Below are 15,236 nucleotides of genomic sequence, written 5' to 3'. Positions count from 1 at the left end.
GGGGAAGCCGCCGGAGCCCGGCGGGGGCAGCTGGGCCCGGACGGGGGCAGCTGGGGCCGGGCGGGGAAGCCCGGGGCCTGGCGGGAAAGGTTCGGGTTCCGCGTGAGAGAGGCTTGGACCCGGTGGAAGGGCCGTGGGGTTCGGGCGGGGGAGAGGTCGGGCCCGGCGGTGGGACCCTGGGGTCCAGGCAGGGGACAGGTTCGGGCCCGGCGGTGGGAGCTGGGGTCCGGGCGGGGAAGAGGCTCAGCACGGCGGAGGAGACCCAGGCTCTGGTGGGGCGTGGTGAAGCCTCGGGGCCCGGCGGAGGGGCGATCGGCTTCGGCGGAGCGTGGTGGGCCCCGCGGGGGCCTGGTGGGCCCTGGCGGGTGTGCTGGGCCTGGCGGGGCGTGGGGGCCCGAGCGGGGCGTGGTGAGGGCCGCGGCAAGGTCCCCGAGCCCGGCGGAGAGCGGGGGCTCAGACAGAGTGGTGGGCCCTGGCGGGGGCGTGACGGGGGCACGGATGTGGCTGGGCGGCTGGGCCCCCGCGGGGCGTGGGGGGCACAGCGAGGCGAGGTGAGTTCCGGCGGAGCAGGGCGAGGGCCCGAGCCCGCTGTGCCGTGGGACCGCCCCCGTGCCATAGGAACCCCCTCCGTGCCGTGGGCCCCCGTGCCGTGGCCCCCCGCCGCCGGGCCCCCGCGCCGTGGCCCTCCGTGCCGTGGCCCCCGCCGCCGGGCCCCCGCGCCGTGGCCCCCGCCGCCGCGGGACCCCCGCCGCGGGACCGCCCCCGCCGCCGTCGGCCCCGTGCCGTAAGCCCCCCATAGCCGTGGGGCCGCCCCCTGCCGCAGGCTTGTGTCCGGTGCCCGTGCTGCAAGGGCTTACGGCACGGGTAAACGAGCCCGGTCCGCCCTGCCCTGCCCCGCCCTGCCCGTCCCGCCCCGCTCTCGCCCCAGCCCCGGGAAGGGAATGGCCCGTGGGCGGTGTTGTCAGTGGTCGCCGGTAGGTTCTGTGAGTGAGAACGCAACACACACCGGAGGTTGTTGACGTGGTGACCGACATGCTGCCCGAGTCCTGGCGCGGGGTACTCGGCGAGGAGTTGGCGAAGCCCTATTTCAAGGAGCTCACCGACTTCGTCGAGCAGGAGCGGGCCCAGGGCCCGGTCTATCCGCCCCGTGAGCAGGTTTTCGCGGCGCTGGAGGCGACGCCCTACGACCAGGTGAAGGTGCTCATTCTCGGCCAGGACCCGTATCACGGCGCGGGCCAGGGCCACGGCCTGTGCTTCTCCGTGCAGCCCGGGGTCAAGACGCCGCCGTCGCTGCGGAACATCTACAAGGAGATGAAGGAGGAGCTGGGCCATCCCATTCCGGACAACGGCTATCTGATGCCCTGGGCCCAGCAGGGCGTACTGCTGCTGAACGCCGTCCTGACGGTCCGCGAGGCGGAGGCCAATTCGCACAAGGGCAAGGGGTGGGAGAAGGTCACCGACGCGGTGATCCGCGCGGTGGCGGCCCGGCCCGATCCGGCGGTCTTCGTGCTGTGGGGGAATTACGCCAAGAAGAAGCTGCCGCTGATCGACCAGGACCGGCATGCCGTGGTGCAGGGCGCGCACCCCTCCCCGCTGTCGGCGAAGAAGTTCTTCGGCTCCCGCCCGTTCACCCAGATCAACGCCGCGATCGCCGCGCACGGCCACGCCCCGATCGACTGGCGCATCCCGGACCTGGGCTGAGTAACCGCCCCGGGTGATGGCCCGCCATCGTGCGGCTGCCCCGGCCCGGGCGGTGGCCCGCCGTTGTGCGGCCCCCCGGGCCGGGTGGTGGTCCGCCGTCGTACGGCTGCCCCGGCCGGGGCCGTGGACCGTAGCCTGCGGCCGTGCGGCTGCCACCCGGCCGGGACCGTGGCCCGCGCCCGTCCGGCTGCCACCCGGCGCGTCGCGCACACCGAGCGAAGCTCTCCGGTGGCGGTTAGCGTCGAGGAAACGTCAGCGGTGGTGAGTGGATACGGGGAGTGCGCGGTGGTGGAGCAGCGGCTGGAGGCGTTGTCTGAGGACGGGGTACTCACCCGGATCGGCCAGGCGATCATGCTGCATCGGGCCGGCGATCGCGAAGAGGCGCGTAACCGCCTCTCCGCGCTGTGGCACGAGATCGGGCCGCAGGGCGACGCCTTCCATCGTTGCGCCCTCGCGCACTACATGGCCGATACCCAGGACGACCCGCAGGACGAACTGGACTGGGACCTGAGGGCCCTGGAAGCGGCCGAGGGCTTCGTCACCGAGCGGCGCGAAGACACCGTGCCCGCCGCAGGGGAGCCTGGGATGGCCGCCGTGCCGGGGGAGGGCCCTGGCACCCGCTACCACCCCCTCGTCGCGCTGAGTGCCTTCTTCCCCTCGTTGCATCTCAACATCGCGGCCGACTACGCGGCGCTCGACCGGCCGGCCGACGCCCGGGCCCAGCTGCTGCGGGCCCGGGCCTCGGTCAACGCGCTCGCCGACGGCGAATACCGCCAGGGGCTGCGGGACGCGATCGCTCGCCTGGAGCTCCAGCTGGGCGGAGCCGCCGGCCCTACCCCCTAGCGTCCGCCGTACCCCGTATCCCATGGCGTCCGCCGTACCCCCTGGCGTACGCCGTGCCCTCCTAGCGTCCGCCGCCGTGCCCGCTAGCGTTCTGCGTCGTCCTGGCGGCGCAGCATGCCGGTCAGGAGTTCCGCGCAGGAGGTGCGCAGCTCGGCGCGGGTCGGGGTGGTGGCGTGGAACTGGCCTGCCGTGCAGGAGAACAGCACGCCGTCGCACCAGGCCACCATCGAGAGTGCATGCCGTTCGGGCTCGGTGGAGCCGGCCGCCGCCAGCATCGCCACCATCGGTTCGCGGAAGGCCCGCCCCGCCCGGTCGTAGATCTCCCGTAGTGCGGTCCTGCGGGTGGCCTCCAGAGCGAGTTCGTAACGGGCGAGGAGCAGCTGCCGGTGCTGTGCGAGGTAGCGGTGCAGTGCGAGTGCGAGGGCCTCCGCGACCGCCTCAGGACCAGTGTTCGCCTCCGGAGTGCCGGCGGCCGCCGTCCCGGGGCCGGTGGTGTACGCGGCGACCGCCGGCATTTCCGCCGGGGTGAGCACCGCGGCCTCCCGTTCGGCCAGCCGCCGAACCGCCGTCTCCAACAGGGCCTCCCGGGTCCGCGCGAGGTTCGAGGTGGAGCCCAGCGGCAGACCGGCCGCCTCGTCGACGGCCCGATGGGTCAGCCCCCGCATCCCGCGTTCGGCGAGCAGGCGAATTGCCGCATCCGCGATCAGCTGAGGGCGGCCGGAGGAGGGGGCAGTGGCGGTCGGAGCCGGGCGGTGGCGGTCGCGAGCGGTCATGGGAGGGAGCCTAGCGGGGCTACTACGGATGTAGTGACCTTCGCTGACTACAGGTGTAGTCTCCGGTCGAATGGTAACTACATCTGTAGTTGGCGTGTGCCCGGACCTGGAACGGACTCGGAGGCGACATGAAGAGGCAGCGCACCGCGCTGGTGATCGGAGGCGGGATCGGTGGGCTCACCGCCGCGGTGGCCTTGGAGCGCCGGGGGTGGGCGGTCACCGTCGTCGAGCGGGCCGCCGCGCTGGAGCCGGTCGGGGCGGGCATTGCGCTGGCGCCGAACGCCCAGCGCGCGCTGGACACGATCGAAGTGGGCGACGCGGTACGTGCGATGGCCGACTGGCAGGGGGCCGGCGAGTTCCGGCTGCCCGGCGGACGTCGGCTGGCCCGTACGGACAACGCGGCGGCCGTCCGGCGCTTCGGTGGGCCGGTGGCCATCGCGCACCGCGCCGAACTGGTCGCCCTGCTCGCCGCCCGGCTCCCCGCGAGCGCGGTCCGTACAGGCGCCACCGCCACCCTCGGCGACCCGGGTGACCCCCGCCCGGGCGGCCGCCCGGCCCGGGTCCGCATCTCCGTACCTGACCAGACCGTCCCCCACCGGCCCGTGCCCGACGACCCTCACCTCGTCGAGCTCTCCGCTGACCTGGTAGTCGCCGCCGACGGCATCCACTCCGCCGTCCGCCGGGCCGTCTTCCCCCGCCACCCCGCTCCCCGTTACGCCGGATTCACCGCGTGGCGGTTCGTCGTGCCGGCGCCCGACGGGGTGCGCCCGGTGGCGCACGAGACCTGGGGGCGCGGCAGCCTCTGGGGCACCGTGCCGCTGGCCGGTGGGCGGATCTACGCGTACGCCACCGCGGCCGTGCCCGCCGGGGGCCGGGCCGTCGACGACGAGCGGGCCGAACTCCTGCGGCGGTTCGGGGCCTGGCACCAGCCCGTTCCGGCGCTGCTCGACGCCGTCGGCCCTGCCGAGGTGCTGCGGAACGACGTGTACAGCGCGGCGGCCCCGCCGCCCGCCTTTCACCACGGCCGGGTCGCCCTGCTCGGTGATGCCGTCCATCCGATGACGCCCAATCTGGGGCAGGGCGGGTGCCAGGCCGTCGAGGACGCCGTCGTGCTGGCGCACGAGGCCGGGCCGGACGCCGATCTGGGGGCCGCGCTGGCCGCGTACACCCGGCAGCGGCTGCCGCGCACCATGGAGGTGGTGCGCCGCGCCGAGCGGGTCGGCCGGCTCACCACCTGGCGGTCCCGGCCCGCGTGTGCACTGCGCGCCGGGCTGATGGCCGCCACCGCCCGCCTGACCCCCGATCTCACGTTGCGCGCCCTCGACGGCATCGCCGACTGGCGGCCGCCGACCGGCACGTATGCTGCCGGGGCGCGGGGCACCAGGACCGCGGCACTACGCGAGGAGCAAGAGTGAAGGTCGGCTGCATCGGACTCGGCGACATAGCGCAGAAGGCGTACCTGCCCGTACTGGGCACCCTGCCGGGGACCGAACTCCATCTGCACACCCGCACCGCGGCGACCCTCCAACGGGTCGGCGCCGCCCACCGGCTGACCGGCGACCAGCTCCACGCGGATCTGGACTCGCTGCTCGCCGTCGGCCTGGACGCGGCGTTCGTGCACGCGGCCACCGCCGCCCACCCCGAGCTGGTCACCCGGCTCGTCGAGGCCGGTGTGCCGACCTACGTCGACAAGCCGCTCTCCTACGAACTCGACGAGTCCCGGCGGCTCGTGGCGCTGGCCGAGGACCGGGGCGTGGGCCTGACCGTCGGTTTCAACCGCCGGTTCGCGCCGGCCTACGCGCAGTGCCGCGAGCACGCCCGCGACCTGATCCTGATGCACAAGAACCGGGTCGGGCTGCCCGAGGACCCGCGCACGCTGGTGCTGGACGACTTCATCCACGTCGTCGACACCCTGCGGTTCCTGCTGCCGGACGAGCCGGACCACATCGACGTCCGGGCCCGGATCCGGGACGGCCTGATGCACCACGTGGTGCTCCAGCTCTCCGGCGACGGGTTCACCGCCATCGGCACGATGAACCGCCTCAGCGGCTCCGCCGAGGAGGTCCTCGACGTCTCCGGGCAGGACACCCGGCGGCAGGTCGTGAACCTCGCCGAGGTCATCGACCACAAGGGGCAGCCGACGGTCCGGCGGCGCGGTGACTGGGTGCCGGTCGCCCGTCAGCGTGGTATCGAGCAGATCGTCCTGGCGTTCCTGGACGACGTACGGGCCGGGCGGCAGCCGTCCGCCCGGGACGCGCTGCGCACCCACGAGCTGTGCGAGCGCGTCATCACCGACGCGGTGGAGCGGTCCGCTCGCTGAGCCGGTCCGAGGGAGCTGTCCGGCCGTCGGCCCGGCGCGGTCGGGTCCGTCCGCCGGGCCGCCGTGGGACGAGCCGCTGCCCGCCGCTGTACGCACCGGCGAGCACCAGTGCGCCCACCGCCCCGTACAGCACCCAGTCGCCGAACCGGGTGTACGGGCTGGTGCCGGTGGCCAGCGGCAGGTCGTAGACGGCGGCCGCGCCGCGGTCGGTGCCGAGCGTGCTGCCGATCCGCTCGCCCCGGGGGCCGTACACCGCGCTGACGCCGGTGAGCGTGGCGTGCACCATCGGCCGCCAGGTCTCCGCGGCCCGCAGGGCACCCAGGGAGGCGTGCTGCAGCGGAGCCCAGCTGTCCTGGAACGTGGACGTCGAGGACTGGGCGACGATCACCTGCGCACCGCCGAGCGCCAGGGCGCGGCTCAGGTCGGGGAAGGCGGTCTCGAAGCACACCAGCGGCCCGATCCGCAGCCCGCCGGCCGTGGCGACCGGCATCACCACCTGGTGGGTGCCGCGTATCCGGTCGGTGGTGGCCGCCTTGCCCACCTTGGTCGCCCAGCCCAGTACGGACCGGAACGGTATGTACTCGCCGAACGGGACCAGCCGTCTCTTGGCGTAACGGTCGCCGGTCGGGCCGTGCGGGCCGATCAGGACGGCGCTCTTGTAGATACCCGGCCGCCCGGCGCGTACCGAGTCGGCGTTGACCAGCAGGTCGGCACCGGTCTCCCGGGACAGTGCGGCGAGCTTGGCGGCGAGCGCCGGGCGGTCCGCCGGGTCCTGGTACATGCTGCTCTCGCCCCAGACGACCAGCCGCACCCCGCGCCCGGCCAGCGACCGGGTGAGCGCCTCACTGCGGGCCAGCCGCTGGGTGGGGGTGCCGTCCGGGCCCGGCTGGACGACCGCGATCCGCACCGTGCCGGCCGGGCGGGGGACCGGCGCCAGGAACCACGCGCCGCCGCCCGCCAGTGCGCACACCAGCAGGCCGGCGACCGCGGGCCGCCAGGTGGCGCGGCGGGCGATCAGTTCGGTCAGGGCGGTGTTCACCGCCACGATCAGGAAGCTCAGCAGCCAGACCCCGCCGATCGACGCCAGCCGCAGGGCCGGTGCGACCTGCCACTGGCTGGCGCCCAGCAGGCCCCAGGGGCCGCCCAAGTATTCCCAGGAACGGACGAGTTCCACCATCAGCCAGCCCGACGGCACCAGCACCAGCGCGGTCGCCGATCTCCCGGCGCCGGGTGTACCGCCCAGCAGGGCCCGTACCAGCAGCCCCCAGGGCGCCCAGAGCGCACCGAGCAGCAGGGCGAGGACGAGGATGAAGACGTGCAGGCTCGGCAGCAGCCAGTGGTGCACCGCCAGTATGAAACCGGTCCCGCCCAGCCAGCCGTCGAGTGCCGCCCGCCGGGGCGTGGGCGCGGTCCGCACCAGCAGCAGCCACGGCACCAGCGCGACGTACGCCAGCCACCACCACGACGGGGCGGGGAAGGCGAGCGCCGGCAGCGCCCCGGCGAGCGCGGCGGTCGCTCCCCGGCCCCAGGCGGAGCCGAGCCACCGCGTCCGGGGGCCGAGCGGTCTGTCCATACGGTCTCCACGGTCTGCCGGGTGCCGGTTCGTCCGTTCGGCCGGGCGCGCGGGACCGGCCGGACGCCCAGTGTGCGCGGGTGGTGCGATCAAGGAAAGGGGGCCTCGCCCGGGGGAGCCGGACCCTCGCCGGGACGGCCGAGGCGCGCCCGGTCGCGGACCGCCCGGGGTCAGTCGCCCGCCTGCCGCACCTCCCGCCATTTCTCCTGTACGACGACCGCGGTCAGCCGCCAGCCGTCCGGGGTGCGGCGGGCGGTGAAGTCGTAGCGGCCGGCGCAGGTGTAGTTGGGGGCGGTGGGCCCGCCGTCGTCGTCGGCCGCCGGGCCGGCCAGCCGCATCGGGTTGAGGTAGTCGGCCCGGATGCGGGCGGTGTCGCCCGGTGCGCCGTCCTGCGAGCCCAGCGTGATCCGGCGGTTGACGATCAGGTGCTGGCGGATCTCGAAGTTCCGGAGCATCTCGGTCAGCCAGGCGGCGACGTCCTCGGCGCTGCCCTCGATGCCGCCCGCCGAGCGGTAGTCGACCCGCGCGTCCGCGGCGAAAAGGGCCAGGTAGCCGGGCCAGTCGCCGTCGTCCACGGTGACCGCGTAGCCGGTGACCAGGTCGTCCAGGGCGAGCCGGTCCATGACGGTGGAGTGTTCCGCGCGCTGCGTCATCTCCTCAGTTTTCGGTATGCGGAAGGCCCCCGCCAAGAGGTGGGGGCCTTCGGTATGCCGCGTTCAGTTCACCAGTGCCGGGTCCACCAGCAGGTCGTCGCCGGAACCGGCCGGTGCGGACCCGGCGTCCGGGCCCGACGGCGACGCGGCGGGAGACGTGGCAGTCGCCTCGGTGAACTGGGTCCGGTACAGCTCCGCGTACCGCCCGTCGGCCGCCAGCAGTGTCTCGTGGCTTCCGCGTTCGACGATCCGGCCGCCCTCGACGACCAGGATCAGGTCGGCGGCGCGTACGGTCGAGAGCCGGTGGGCGATGACCAGCGCGGTACGTCCCTCCAGGGCCTCGCCGAGCGCCTCCTGGACCGCCGCCTCGGAGGTGTTGTCCAGGTGGGCGGTGGCCTCGTCGAGGATCACCACCCGGGGGTGGGCGAGCAGCAGCCGGGCGATGGTCAGCCGCTGCCGTTCGCCGCCGGAGAGGCGGTAGCCGCGCTCGCCGACGACGGTGTCCAGGCCGTCGGGGAGGCCGGAGATCAGTTCCTCCAGGCGGGCCCGGCGGAGGGCGTCCCACAGCTCGTCCTCGGTCGCCTCCGGCTTGGCGAGCAGCAGGTTCTCGCGGATCGAGTCGTGGAAGAGGTGGCCGTCCTGGGTGACCATGCCGAGGGCCCCGCGCAGCGAGGCGGCGGTCAGGTCGCGGACGTCCACGCCGGACAGCCGGACCGCGCCGGAGTCCGCGTCGTACAGCCGCGGCAGCAACTGGGCGACGGTCGACTTGCCGGCGCCTGAGGAGCCGACCAGGGCGACCATCTGGCCGGGTTCGGCGCGGAAGGAGATGCCGTGCAGCACCTCTTCGCCGCCGCGGGTGTCGAGGGTGGCGACCTCCTCCAGGGAGGCCAGCGAGACCTTGTCGGCGGACGGGTAGCCGAAGCGTACGGAGTCGAACTCCACCGACACCGGCCCGTCGGGGACCTCGCGGGCGTCCGGCTTCTCGGCGATCAGCGGCTTCAGGTCGAGCACCTCGAAGACCCGCTCGAAGCTGACCAGGGCGCTCATCACCTCGATGTGGGCGCCGGACAGCGCGGTCAGCGGGGCGTAGAGGCGGGTGAGCAGCAGGGCGAGCGAGACGATCGCACCGGCCTCCAGCTGTCCGCGCAGCGCCAGGAAGCCGCCCAGGCCGTAGACGACGGCCAGCGCCAGGGCGGAGACCAAGGTCAGCGCGGTGACGAAGTACGTCTGGACCATGGCCGAGCGGACGCCGATGTCCCGGACCCGGCGGGCGCGGACGGCGAACTCGGCGGACTCGCGGGCCGGGCGGCCCATCAGCTTGACGAGGGTGGCGCCCGGTGCGGAGAACCGTTCGGTCATCTGCGTGCCCATCGCCGCGTTGTGGTCGGCGCCCTCCCGGCGCAGTGCCGCCAGCCGGCGGCCGACCCTGCGGGCGGGCAGCACGAACACCGGCAGCAGCACCAGGGCGATCAGGGTGATCTGCCAGGAGAGGCTGAGCATCACGCCGAGGGTGAGCAGCAGGGTGACGATGTTGCTGACCACTCCGGAGAGGGTGTCGCTGAACGCCCGCTGGGCGCCGATCACGTCGTTGTTGAGCCGGCTGACCAGGGCGCCGGTCCGGGTCCGGGTGAAGAAGGCGATCGGCATCCGCTGGACGTGGTCGTAGACGGTGGTCCGCAGGTCCAGGATCAGTCCCTCGCCGATGCTCGCCGACAGCCAGCGGGTCAGCAGTCCGAGGCCCGCCTCGGCGACCGCGATCAGGGCGATCAGCCCGGACAGGCCGACCACCAGGGCGGACGAGTCACCCCCGACGATCGCGTCCACCACCCGGCCGGCGAGCAGCGGCGTGGCCACCGCGAGCATCGCGGTCACCGTGCTCAGCACCAGGAACCAGACCAGGTGCCGCCGGTGCGGCCGGGCGAACGCCGCGATGCGGCGCAGTGTGCCGCGGGAGAAGCGGTGCCGGCCCTGCTGCGCGGTCATCGTGCTGTGCAGCGAGTGCCAGGCGGTGACTTCCATGTCCATGGTGGCCTCCTGTGTGCCGGGTCGTCACGGGATCGCCGTGAGTGACCGGCGACATGAAAGGAACCTAGGACCTCAACCAATATTGAGGTCAACTGATTCCCCAAGGATCACCCTCAGGATCCCGCGGGAAGCCGGGTGTCCGGAGAGAAATGGCGGGCGGCCCGGCCCGGACCGTGGTTGGGTGCCCGGGTGACGACGACTCAGCCGCGCCCCGACACCGGCCCGCCAGGCACCGACGCCGACGAGAAGACCACCCTGCTCGCCTTCCTCGACTACCTTCGCGAGGCCGTGGCCGCCAAGGCGGAGGGCCTCGCGGGACAGGCGGCGCGCGCTCCCGGGGTGCCGTCCGGGACCAGCCTGCTCGGGCTGGTCAAGCATCTGACCGCCGCGGAGCACTACTGGTTCGTCTGGGCCTTCGAGGGCGCCGGGGACGCGCCGCCGGACCTCGGGATGACGGTCCGCGCCGAGGAGCGCGCGGAGGACATTCTGGCCGGCTACCGCGCGGCCGTCCGACGGTCCAACGAGATCGCCGGGCGCTGCGACGACCTGGGCCGCGCCTGCGTCCGCCCGGCGGGGAGGGCCGGTGCGGTCCGGTCGCTGCGCTGGGTGCTGGTGCACATGATCGAGGAGACCGCGCGGCACGCCGGGCACGCCGACATCCTGCGGGAGCAGGCCGACGGGGCCGTCGGCAGGTGACGGCGTGCGGGGTGTGGATACCGTCTGCCGTGCGCCGAGGGGCGACTTTGAGACAACCTCGTGAGGCGGCGTACGCCGGTGAGTTGAGGTGGCGGGACGGCGGGTAAGCCGTAGACAACTCAAGCGCAACGACGCCCCGGAAACGGGCCGACCCCGCCCGGATCGCGCCGGGCGCCCCCCACCTCTCTTGTACGTCTCCGCCGTGACGCCTGGCCGTTTCCGGTGCCGCGGCACGAAAGTGGGCCGGGCCGATGGACGAACGTCAGTACTACCCGAGAATCACGGGACCCGGTCGCGCCGCCGACGGCGCGACCGTCTACGAGCTCCACGGTGAGCTCGACATCCTCGCCGTGTCGGTGCTCTCCGGCCGGATGGACGACCTCACCGGCGCGCAGGGCACCGACCTCGTGCTCGACCTGCGCGCGGTGACCTTCATCGACTGCGCCGGACTCTCGCTGCTCAGCCGCGCCCGCTACCGCACCAGGCAGCGGGGCGGCCGGCTGCGGCTGGCCGGTGTCACCGACGGCGGCAGCGTCGGACGGCTGCTGCGGATGACCGGACTGACCGGTCACTTCGAGCTCGTGCCGGACGACGCCCCCGGCCCCGCCGGCGACGGTGCCGGAGCGGCCGGGGGTGCGGACATCGCCGTGGCGTGACGCCCGCCCGGGGCTCAGGCCGGCAGGGCCGCCTCGATCGCGGCGACCAGCTCGGGAGCCTCCGGCTCGGTACGCGGCCGGAAGCGGCCCGCGACCCGGCCCTCGGCGTCGATCAGGAACTTCTCGAAGTTCCACTGCACGTCACCGGCCGCCCCTTCGGCGTCCGCGACGGCCGTGAGCTCGGCGTACAGCGGCTGCCGGGCGGCGCCGTTGACGTCGCCCTTCTCGAAGAGCGGGAAGCTGACGCCGTACGTCGTCGAGCAGAACGTGGCGATCTCCTCGGCGGTGCCGGGCTCCTGGCCCGCGAACTGGTTGCTGGGGAAGCCCAGCACGGAGAAGCCCCGGTCCGCATAGCGCTGCTGCAGCCGCTCCAGACCTTCGTACTGCGGGGTCAGCCCGCACTTGGACGCCACGTTGACCACCAGCAGTGCCTTGCCGCGGTGGTCGGCGAGCGAGGCGGGCTCACCGGTCAGGGTGCGCAGCGGGATGTCGTACAGGCTCACGGTCATGCTCCTCTTCACGGGTACGCGGACGGGGACAGCCCTCGTCGTTCCCAACGGCGCCGCCCGCCCTGATCTTCCCCGGATCGTCGGTCGGCCAGGAAACCGTAGGGCGCAGGGTGCCGGCCCGCCATTCCTTGAGCAGCTGGTCGAAGATGGGGGTGTCCTCCTCGGGCGGCCGGCGCGCCTGAGGGGCGGGCGGCGGCGGCAGCGACGGGGGCCGGTGCGGTAGCGAGATCCGCTGAAAAGGGTGCGAGGCGGGCTTCTTGACATCCATGCCCGGACTCAACCGGAAATCGGCGCCCGGGTTGCGGGACGCGGCCGGGGCGGCCCGCAGATGCCCCTGCGGCGGTGACGGGCAGAAGATACGTTCCCGGCGCGAAGGGGCCGGCGGACTTCCCGCCGGCCCCTTCGCTCACCTCAGCACCACCAGCCGCAACACCGGGGCGGTATCCGGTGGATCTGCCCGGTTCAGGACCGGCACAGCAGCGCCTCCAGGACCTCCGCGAGCGCCGCCTCGGGATCGGCCACCCGGCCCTCCGCCCGCCACGCCACATAGCCGTCCGGCCGCACCAGCACCGCACCCTCGGGCGTCGTGCCGTGCTTCTCGGCCCAGTCGGCGCCCTCCTCCGGGGCCAGGTCGTCGTCCGGTTCGGTGCCGATCAGGTAGCAGTTCAGCCGCACCCCGAAGCGCTGGACGGCGCCCTTGGCCGCGGTGCGCCACATGTCGCCGTCGGAGCCGGACAGCAGGGTGAACGCCGTCTCGTAGAGGTCGAGCGTGGAGCGGCGGCCCTCGGGGCCGGTCAGCCACATGTGCGGGGCGCGGGTGCCCGGCTCGCCGGTCATCCGCAACTGGTCCGGAACCACCGGGAGTTCGGGATCGGCGCCGACGACCGCGCCGCGCGGGTAGCAGTAGCCGAGCGCGACGGTGAGCACCCCGCGCTGCCGGCCCCCGCCGGCCCCGGGCGCCGGTGCGTACCCGGGGTGGCTGTGCTCCGCGGAGCGGGCCGAGGCGCGGGCGCTGGTCTCCCGGGCCACCGGCAGCCGCTCCGCCTCGTACGTCGACAACAGCTCCGGGCCCGCCGCGCCGTCCAGGACGGCGGCGATCTTCCAGGCCAGGTTGTGGGCGTCCTGGATGCCGGTGTTCGACCCGAACGCGCCGGTGGGCGACATCTCGTGGGCCGAGTCGCCGGCGAGGAAGACCCGGCCCTCGCCGTACTGCTCGGCGACCCGCTCGGCGGCGTGCCACGGGGCCTTGCCGGTGATCTCCACCGCCATGTCCAGCGCACCCGTAGCCCGCCGGATGTGGTCGATGCACCGCTCGTCGGTGAAGTCCTCCAGGGTCTCGCCCTGGTCGGGGTGCCAGGGCGCGTGGAAGACCCAGTCCCGCTCGTTGTCCACCGGCAGCAGGGCGCCGTCGGCCTCCGGGTTGGTCAGGTAGCAGGCGATGAAGCGGCGGTCGCCCACCACCTCCGCGAGCTCCGGGGCCCGGAAGGTGATGCTCACGTTGTGGAACAGGTCGCCCGGACCGGTCTGCCCGATGCCCAGCCGCTCGCGTACCGGGCTGCGGGGACCGTCGGCCGCGATGAGGTAGTCCGCGCGCACGGTGCGCCGCTCGCCGGTCTCCCGGCTCTTCAGCTCCGCGGTCACCCCGTCCGCGTCCTGTTCGAACGAGACCAGCTCGGTGGAGAAACGCAGGTCGCCGCCGTGCTCGCGGGCACACCGCACCAGGACCGGTTCGAGGTCGTTCTGGCTGCACAGACACCAGCCGGCCGGACTGATCCGGGCCAGCCCGCCGCCCGGGTCGATCTCCTTGAACAGCCACTCCTGTTCGTCGCCGGTCAGTGAACGGGCCTGCAGGATCCCGTGGTTGCCGGCCAACGTCGAGGCCGCCTGGCGGATCGGCCGCTCGGCGCCGGCCACCCGGAACAGCTCCATCGTGCGGACGTTGTTGCCGCGCCCGCGCGGGTGATGGGAGGTGGCGGAGTGCTTCTCGACCAACAGGTGCCGTACACCCAGCCGTCCCAAAAACAGCGAGGCGGACAGGCCCACCAGGGACCCGCCCACGACCAGTACCGGGACCCGTTCTCGGGGGATGGGATTCATGGCGTGCTCCAGCTCCAAGGCGCATTGAGGGCAGATGGAGCACGAATGCCCGGCCGTGGACCTGTTCGATCACGGTTCACCTGCATGGCTCACAGATCTCGCGCCGCCCGTACGTCCCGGCCACGATCGAATCCGGGACGCCCCCCGGACATCCGGGGCGGGCAGCCCCACCATCCGGCTCAGTCACCCGGATCGCACCGGAACTGACGACGCACCACAGGGGCCATCGGGCACCGAAGGAGATGCGTAGACGATGACAACGCTGTCGGAACGAATATCCCAGTCAGCCTTCGACGGCTCCCGGCTCAGGGTCGTACTGCTCCTGGACCTCCACGACGGAGCCCAGCAGCAGTTCCTGGAAGCCTACGAGCACCTGCGCAACCAGGTCGCGTCCGTCCCCGGGCACCTCACCGACCAGCTGTGCCAGTCCATCGAGAACCCCTCGCAGTGGCTGATCACCAGCGAATGGGAGAGCGCACCCCCCTTCCTCGCCTGGGTCAACAGCGAGGAGCACGTCAAGATGGTCCAGCCGCTGCACGCCTGCGTCCGCGACACCCGCTCGCTGCGCTTCAGCGTCCTGCGCGAGACCTCGAACATCGCCGCCCGGGCCCCCGAGCCCCCCAAGGGCCGGCTCCAGGCCAACCCCCGCGTCGGCGACGGTGTGGTGCGGCACGCGCTGACCTTCACCGTGAAGCCCGGCAGCGAGGACAAGGTCGCCGAGATCCTGGCCGGCTACGACTCGCCGGAGGCCCGGGTCGACGACACCACCCGGCTGCGCCGCACCTCCCTGTTCATGCACGGCAACCGCGTGGTCCGTGCGGTCGAGGTGCAGGGCGACCTGGTGGCGGCGCTCCGTCACGTCTCCCAGCAGCCCGAGGTCCGGGCCGTCGAGGAGGCCATCAACCCCTACCTGGAGCAGGACCGCGACCTCAGCGACCCGAACTCCGCCCGGGTGTTCTTCACCCGCGCCGCCCTGCCCGCCGTGCACCACGTCGCCTCCGGCAGCGCGCGGCCCGAGGACGTACGGCGCCACGCGCTGTTCTACCCGGCCAAGGAAGGCTGCGGCATGGCGCTGGCCAGGATGCTGGCCCGCCAGGACGAGCTGGCCGCCGACGACCCGGACTGCCCCGTCGCCGGCAGCACCATCTTCCAGCGCGACGACGTCGTCGTCCGGCTCGTCGACATGCGGATCCCGCTCGACCAGGACCCGCTGCTCTCGCTCGGCATCCGCGGCTCGCGCAAGACGGCCGTGCTGCGCCGTCTGCTCGACTCCGAAGTGGCCGGCGGTCTGTCCAACGACCGCGAGCTCGCGCGCTTCCTCGCGCGCTGCGACATGGCCCTGATCACCGACCGCCGGTCCGCGGGCGCCTGACACCGTCCGCCCGGAGCA

General features: G+C 73.6%; 13 protein-coding genes. 7 read left to right on the top strand and 6 right to left on the bottom strand.

Going from position 1 to position 15,236, the window contains the following annotated elements; all coding sequences use genetic code 11:
* Nucleotides 1–1,032 precede the first annotated feature (1,032 nt).
* Both IG62_RS0132945 and IG62_RS0132940 read left to right on the top strand, forming a co-directional pair.
* On the top strand, nucleotides 1,033–1,701 hold the full coding sequence (locus IG62_RS0132945) for a uracil-DNA glycosylase (RefSeq protein WP_030811907.1): 669 nt from the start codon (nucleotides 1,033–1,035) through the stop codon (nucleotides 1,699–1,701).
* 288 nt (nucleotides 1,702–1,989) lie between these two features.
* The gene (locus IG62_RS0132940; RefSeq protein ID WP_030811904.1) at nucleotides 1,990–2,544 is read left to right on the top strand and encodes a hypothetical protein; all 555 of its coding nucleotides are present in this window, start codon (nucleotides 1,990–1,992) and stop codon (nucleotides 2,542–2,544) included.
* A gap of 83 nt (nucleotides 2,545–2,627) precedes the next feature.
* On the opposite strand, the gene IG62_RS0132935 is transcribed toward IG62_RS0132940, so the two are convergent.
* Complete coding sequence (locus IG62_RS0132935) at nucleotides 2,628–3,317, bottom strand: TetR/AcrR family transcriptional regulator (RefSeq protein ID WP_030811900.1); 690 nt, start codon at nucleotides 3,315–3,317, stop codon at nucleotides 2,628–2,630.
* Between the two features lie 128 nt (nucleotides 3,318–3,445).
* On the opposite strand from IG62_RS0132935, the gene IG62_RS0132930 reads away from it, so the two are divergent.
* Together IG62_RS0132930 and IG62_RS0132925 are read left to right on the top strand one after the other, a co-directional pair.
* The gene (locus IG62_RS0132930) at nucleotides 3,446–4,732 is read left to right on the top strand and encodes an FAD-dependent monooxygenase (protein WP_030811897.1); all 1,287 of its coding nucleotides are present in this window, start codon (nucleotides 3,446–3,448) and stop codon (nucleotides 4,730–4,732) included.
* Complete coding sequence (locus IG62_RS0132925; RefSeq protein ID WP_030811894.1) at nucleotides 4,729–5,637, top strand: Gfo/Idh/MocA family protein; 909 nt, start codon at nucleotides 4,729–4,731, stop codon at nucleotides 5,635–5,637. Before IG62_RS0132930 ends, IG62_RS0132925 begins: the two co-directional genes overlap by 4 nt.
* Here the strand turns inward: IG62_RS0132925 and lnt are convergent.
* From lnt to IG62_RS0132910, 3 genes are all read right to left on the bottom strand, one after another.
* On the bottom strand, nucleotides 5,606–7,210 hold the full coding sequence (gene lnt / locus IG62_RS0132920; protein ID WP_030811892.1) for an apolipoprotein N-acyltransferase: 1,605 nt from the start codon (nucleotides 7,208–7,210) through the stop codon (nucleotides 5,606–5,608). The genes IG62_RS0132925 and lnt overlap by 32 nt on opposite strands.
* A gap of 170 nt (nucleotides 7,211–7,380) precedes the next feature.
* On the bottom strand, nucleotides 7,381–7,863 hold the full coding sequence (locus tag IG62_RS0132915) for a nuclear transport factor 2 family protein (protein ID WP_030811889.1): 483 nt from the start codon (nucleotides 7,861–7,863) through the stop codon (nucleotides 7,381–7,383).
* A gap of 63 nt (nucleotides 7,864–7,926) precedes the next feature.
* On the bottom strand, nucleotides 7,927–9,888 hold the full coding sequence (locus IG62_RS0132910; protein WP_030811886.1) for an ABC transporter ATP-binding protein: 1,962 nt from the start codon (nucleotides 9,886–9,888) through the stop codon (nucleotides 7,927–7,929).
* A 189-nt stretch (nucleotides 9,889–10,077) separates the two neighbouring features.
* Between IG62_RS0132910 and IG62_RS0132905 the strand changes: the two genes are divergently transcribed.
* Together IG62_RS0132905 and IG62_RS0132900 are read left to right on the top strand one after the other, a co-directional pair.
* Nucleotides 10,078–10,584, top strand: a complete 507-nt coding sequence (locus IG62_RS0132905) for a DinB family protein (RefSeq protein ID WP_030811883.1) — start codon at nucleotides 10,078–10,080, stop codon at nucleotides 10,582–10,584.
* Nucleotides 10,585–10,835: 251 nt separating this feature from the next.
* Complete coding sequence (locus IG62_RS0132900) at nucleotides 10,836–11,240, top strand: STAS domain-containing protein (RefSeq protein ID WP_030811880.1); 405 nt, start codon at nucleotides 10,836–10,838, stop codon at nucleotides 11,238–11,240.
* 14 nt (nucleotides 11,241–11,254) lie between these two features.
* Here IG62_RS0132900 and IG62_RS0132895 read toward each other — a convergent pair whose 3' ends face one another.
* A complete protein-coding gene (locus tag IG62_RS0132895) occupies nucleotides 11,255–11,743 on the bottom strand; it encodes a glutathione peroxidase (protein ID WP_030811878.1) in 489 nt (162 codons plus the stop codon).
* A 468-nt stretch (nucleotides 11,744–12,211) separates the two neighbouring features.
* A complete protein-coding gene (locus IG62_RS0132890; RefSeq protein ID WP_030811876.1) occupies nucleotides 12,212–13,846 on the bottom strand; it encodes an FAD-dependent oxidoreductase in 1,635 nt (544 codons plus the stop codon).
* A gap of 253 nt (nucleotides 13,847–14,099) precedes the next feature.
* Here IG62_RS0132890 and IG62_RS0132885 point away from each other — a divergent pair, with 253 nt between their 5' ends.
* Nucleotides 14,100–15,218: a TcmI family type II polyketide cyclase gene (locus IG62_RS0132885; RefSeq protein WP_030811874.1), complete on the top strand. Its 1,119-nt coding sequence runs from the start codon at nucleotides 14,100–14,102 to the stop codon at nucleotides 15,216–15,218.
* Nucleotides 15,219–15,236: the final 18 nt, after the last annotated feature.

It is taken from the genome of Streptomyces sp. NRRL S-337 (genome assembly GCF_000720175.1).
In the GTDB taxonomy this organism is placed as follows: Bacteria; Actinomycetota; Actinomycetes; order Streptomycetales; family Streptomycetaceae; genus Streptomyces; species Streptomyces siderophoricus.
The sequence above is the reverse complement of the archived record's forward strand: the minus strand, read 5'-3'. Positions and strand labels throughout refer to the sequence as shown.

Bases quoted from the DNA above. Each gene is read 5' to 3' on its own strand.
- IG62_RS0132915 (WP_030811889.1), bottom strand. From the start codon at position 7,863: ATGACGCAGCGCGCGGAACACTCCACCGTCATGGACCGGCTCGCCCTG.
- IG62_RS0132910 (WP_030811886.1), bottom strand. From the start codon at position 9,888: ATGGACATGGAAGTCACCGCCTGGCACTCGCTGCACAGCACGATGACC.
- IG62_RS0132945 (WP_030811907.1), top strand. From the start codon at position 1,033: ATGCTGCCCGAGTCCTGGCGCGGGGTACTCGGCGAGGAGTTGGCGAAG.
- IG62_RS0132930 (WP_030811897.1), top strand. From the start codon at position 3,446: ATGAAGAGGCAGCGCACCGCGCTGGTGATCGGAGGCGGGATCGGTGGG.
- IG62_RS0132885 (WP_030811874.1), top strand. From the start codon at position 14,100: ATGACAACGCTGTCGGAACGAATATCCCAGTCAGCCTTCGACGGCTCC.
- IG62_RS0132890 (WP_030811876.1), bottom strand. From the start codon at position 13,846: ATGAATCCCATCCCCCGAGAACGGGTCCCGGTACTGGTCGTGGGCGGG.
- lnt (WP_030811892.1), bottom strand. From the start codon at position 7,210: ATGGACAGACCGCTCGGCCCCCGGACGCGGTGGCTCGGCTCCGCCTGG.
- IG62_RS0132935 (WP_030811900.1), bottom strand. From the start codon at position 3,317: ATGACCGCTCGCGACCGCCACCGCCCGGCTCCGACCGCCACTGCCCCC.
- IG62_RS0132900 (WP_030811880.1), top strand. From the start codon at position 10,836: ATGGACGAACGTCAGTACTACCCGAGAATCACGGGACCCGGTCGCGCC.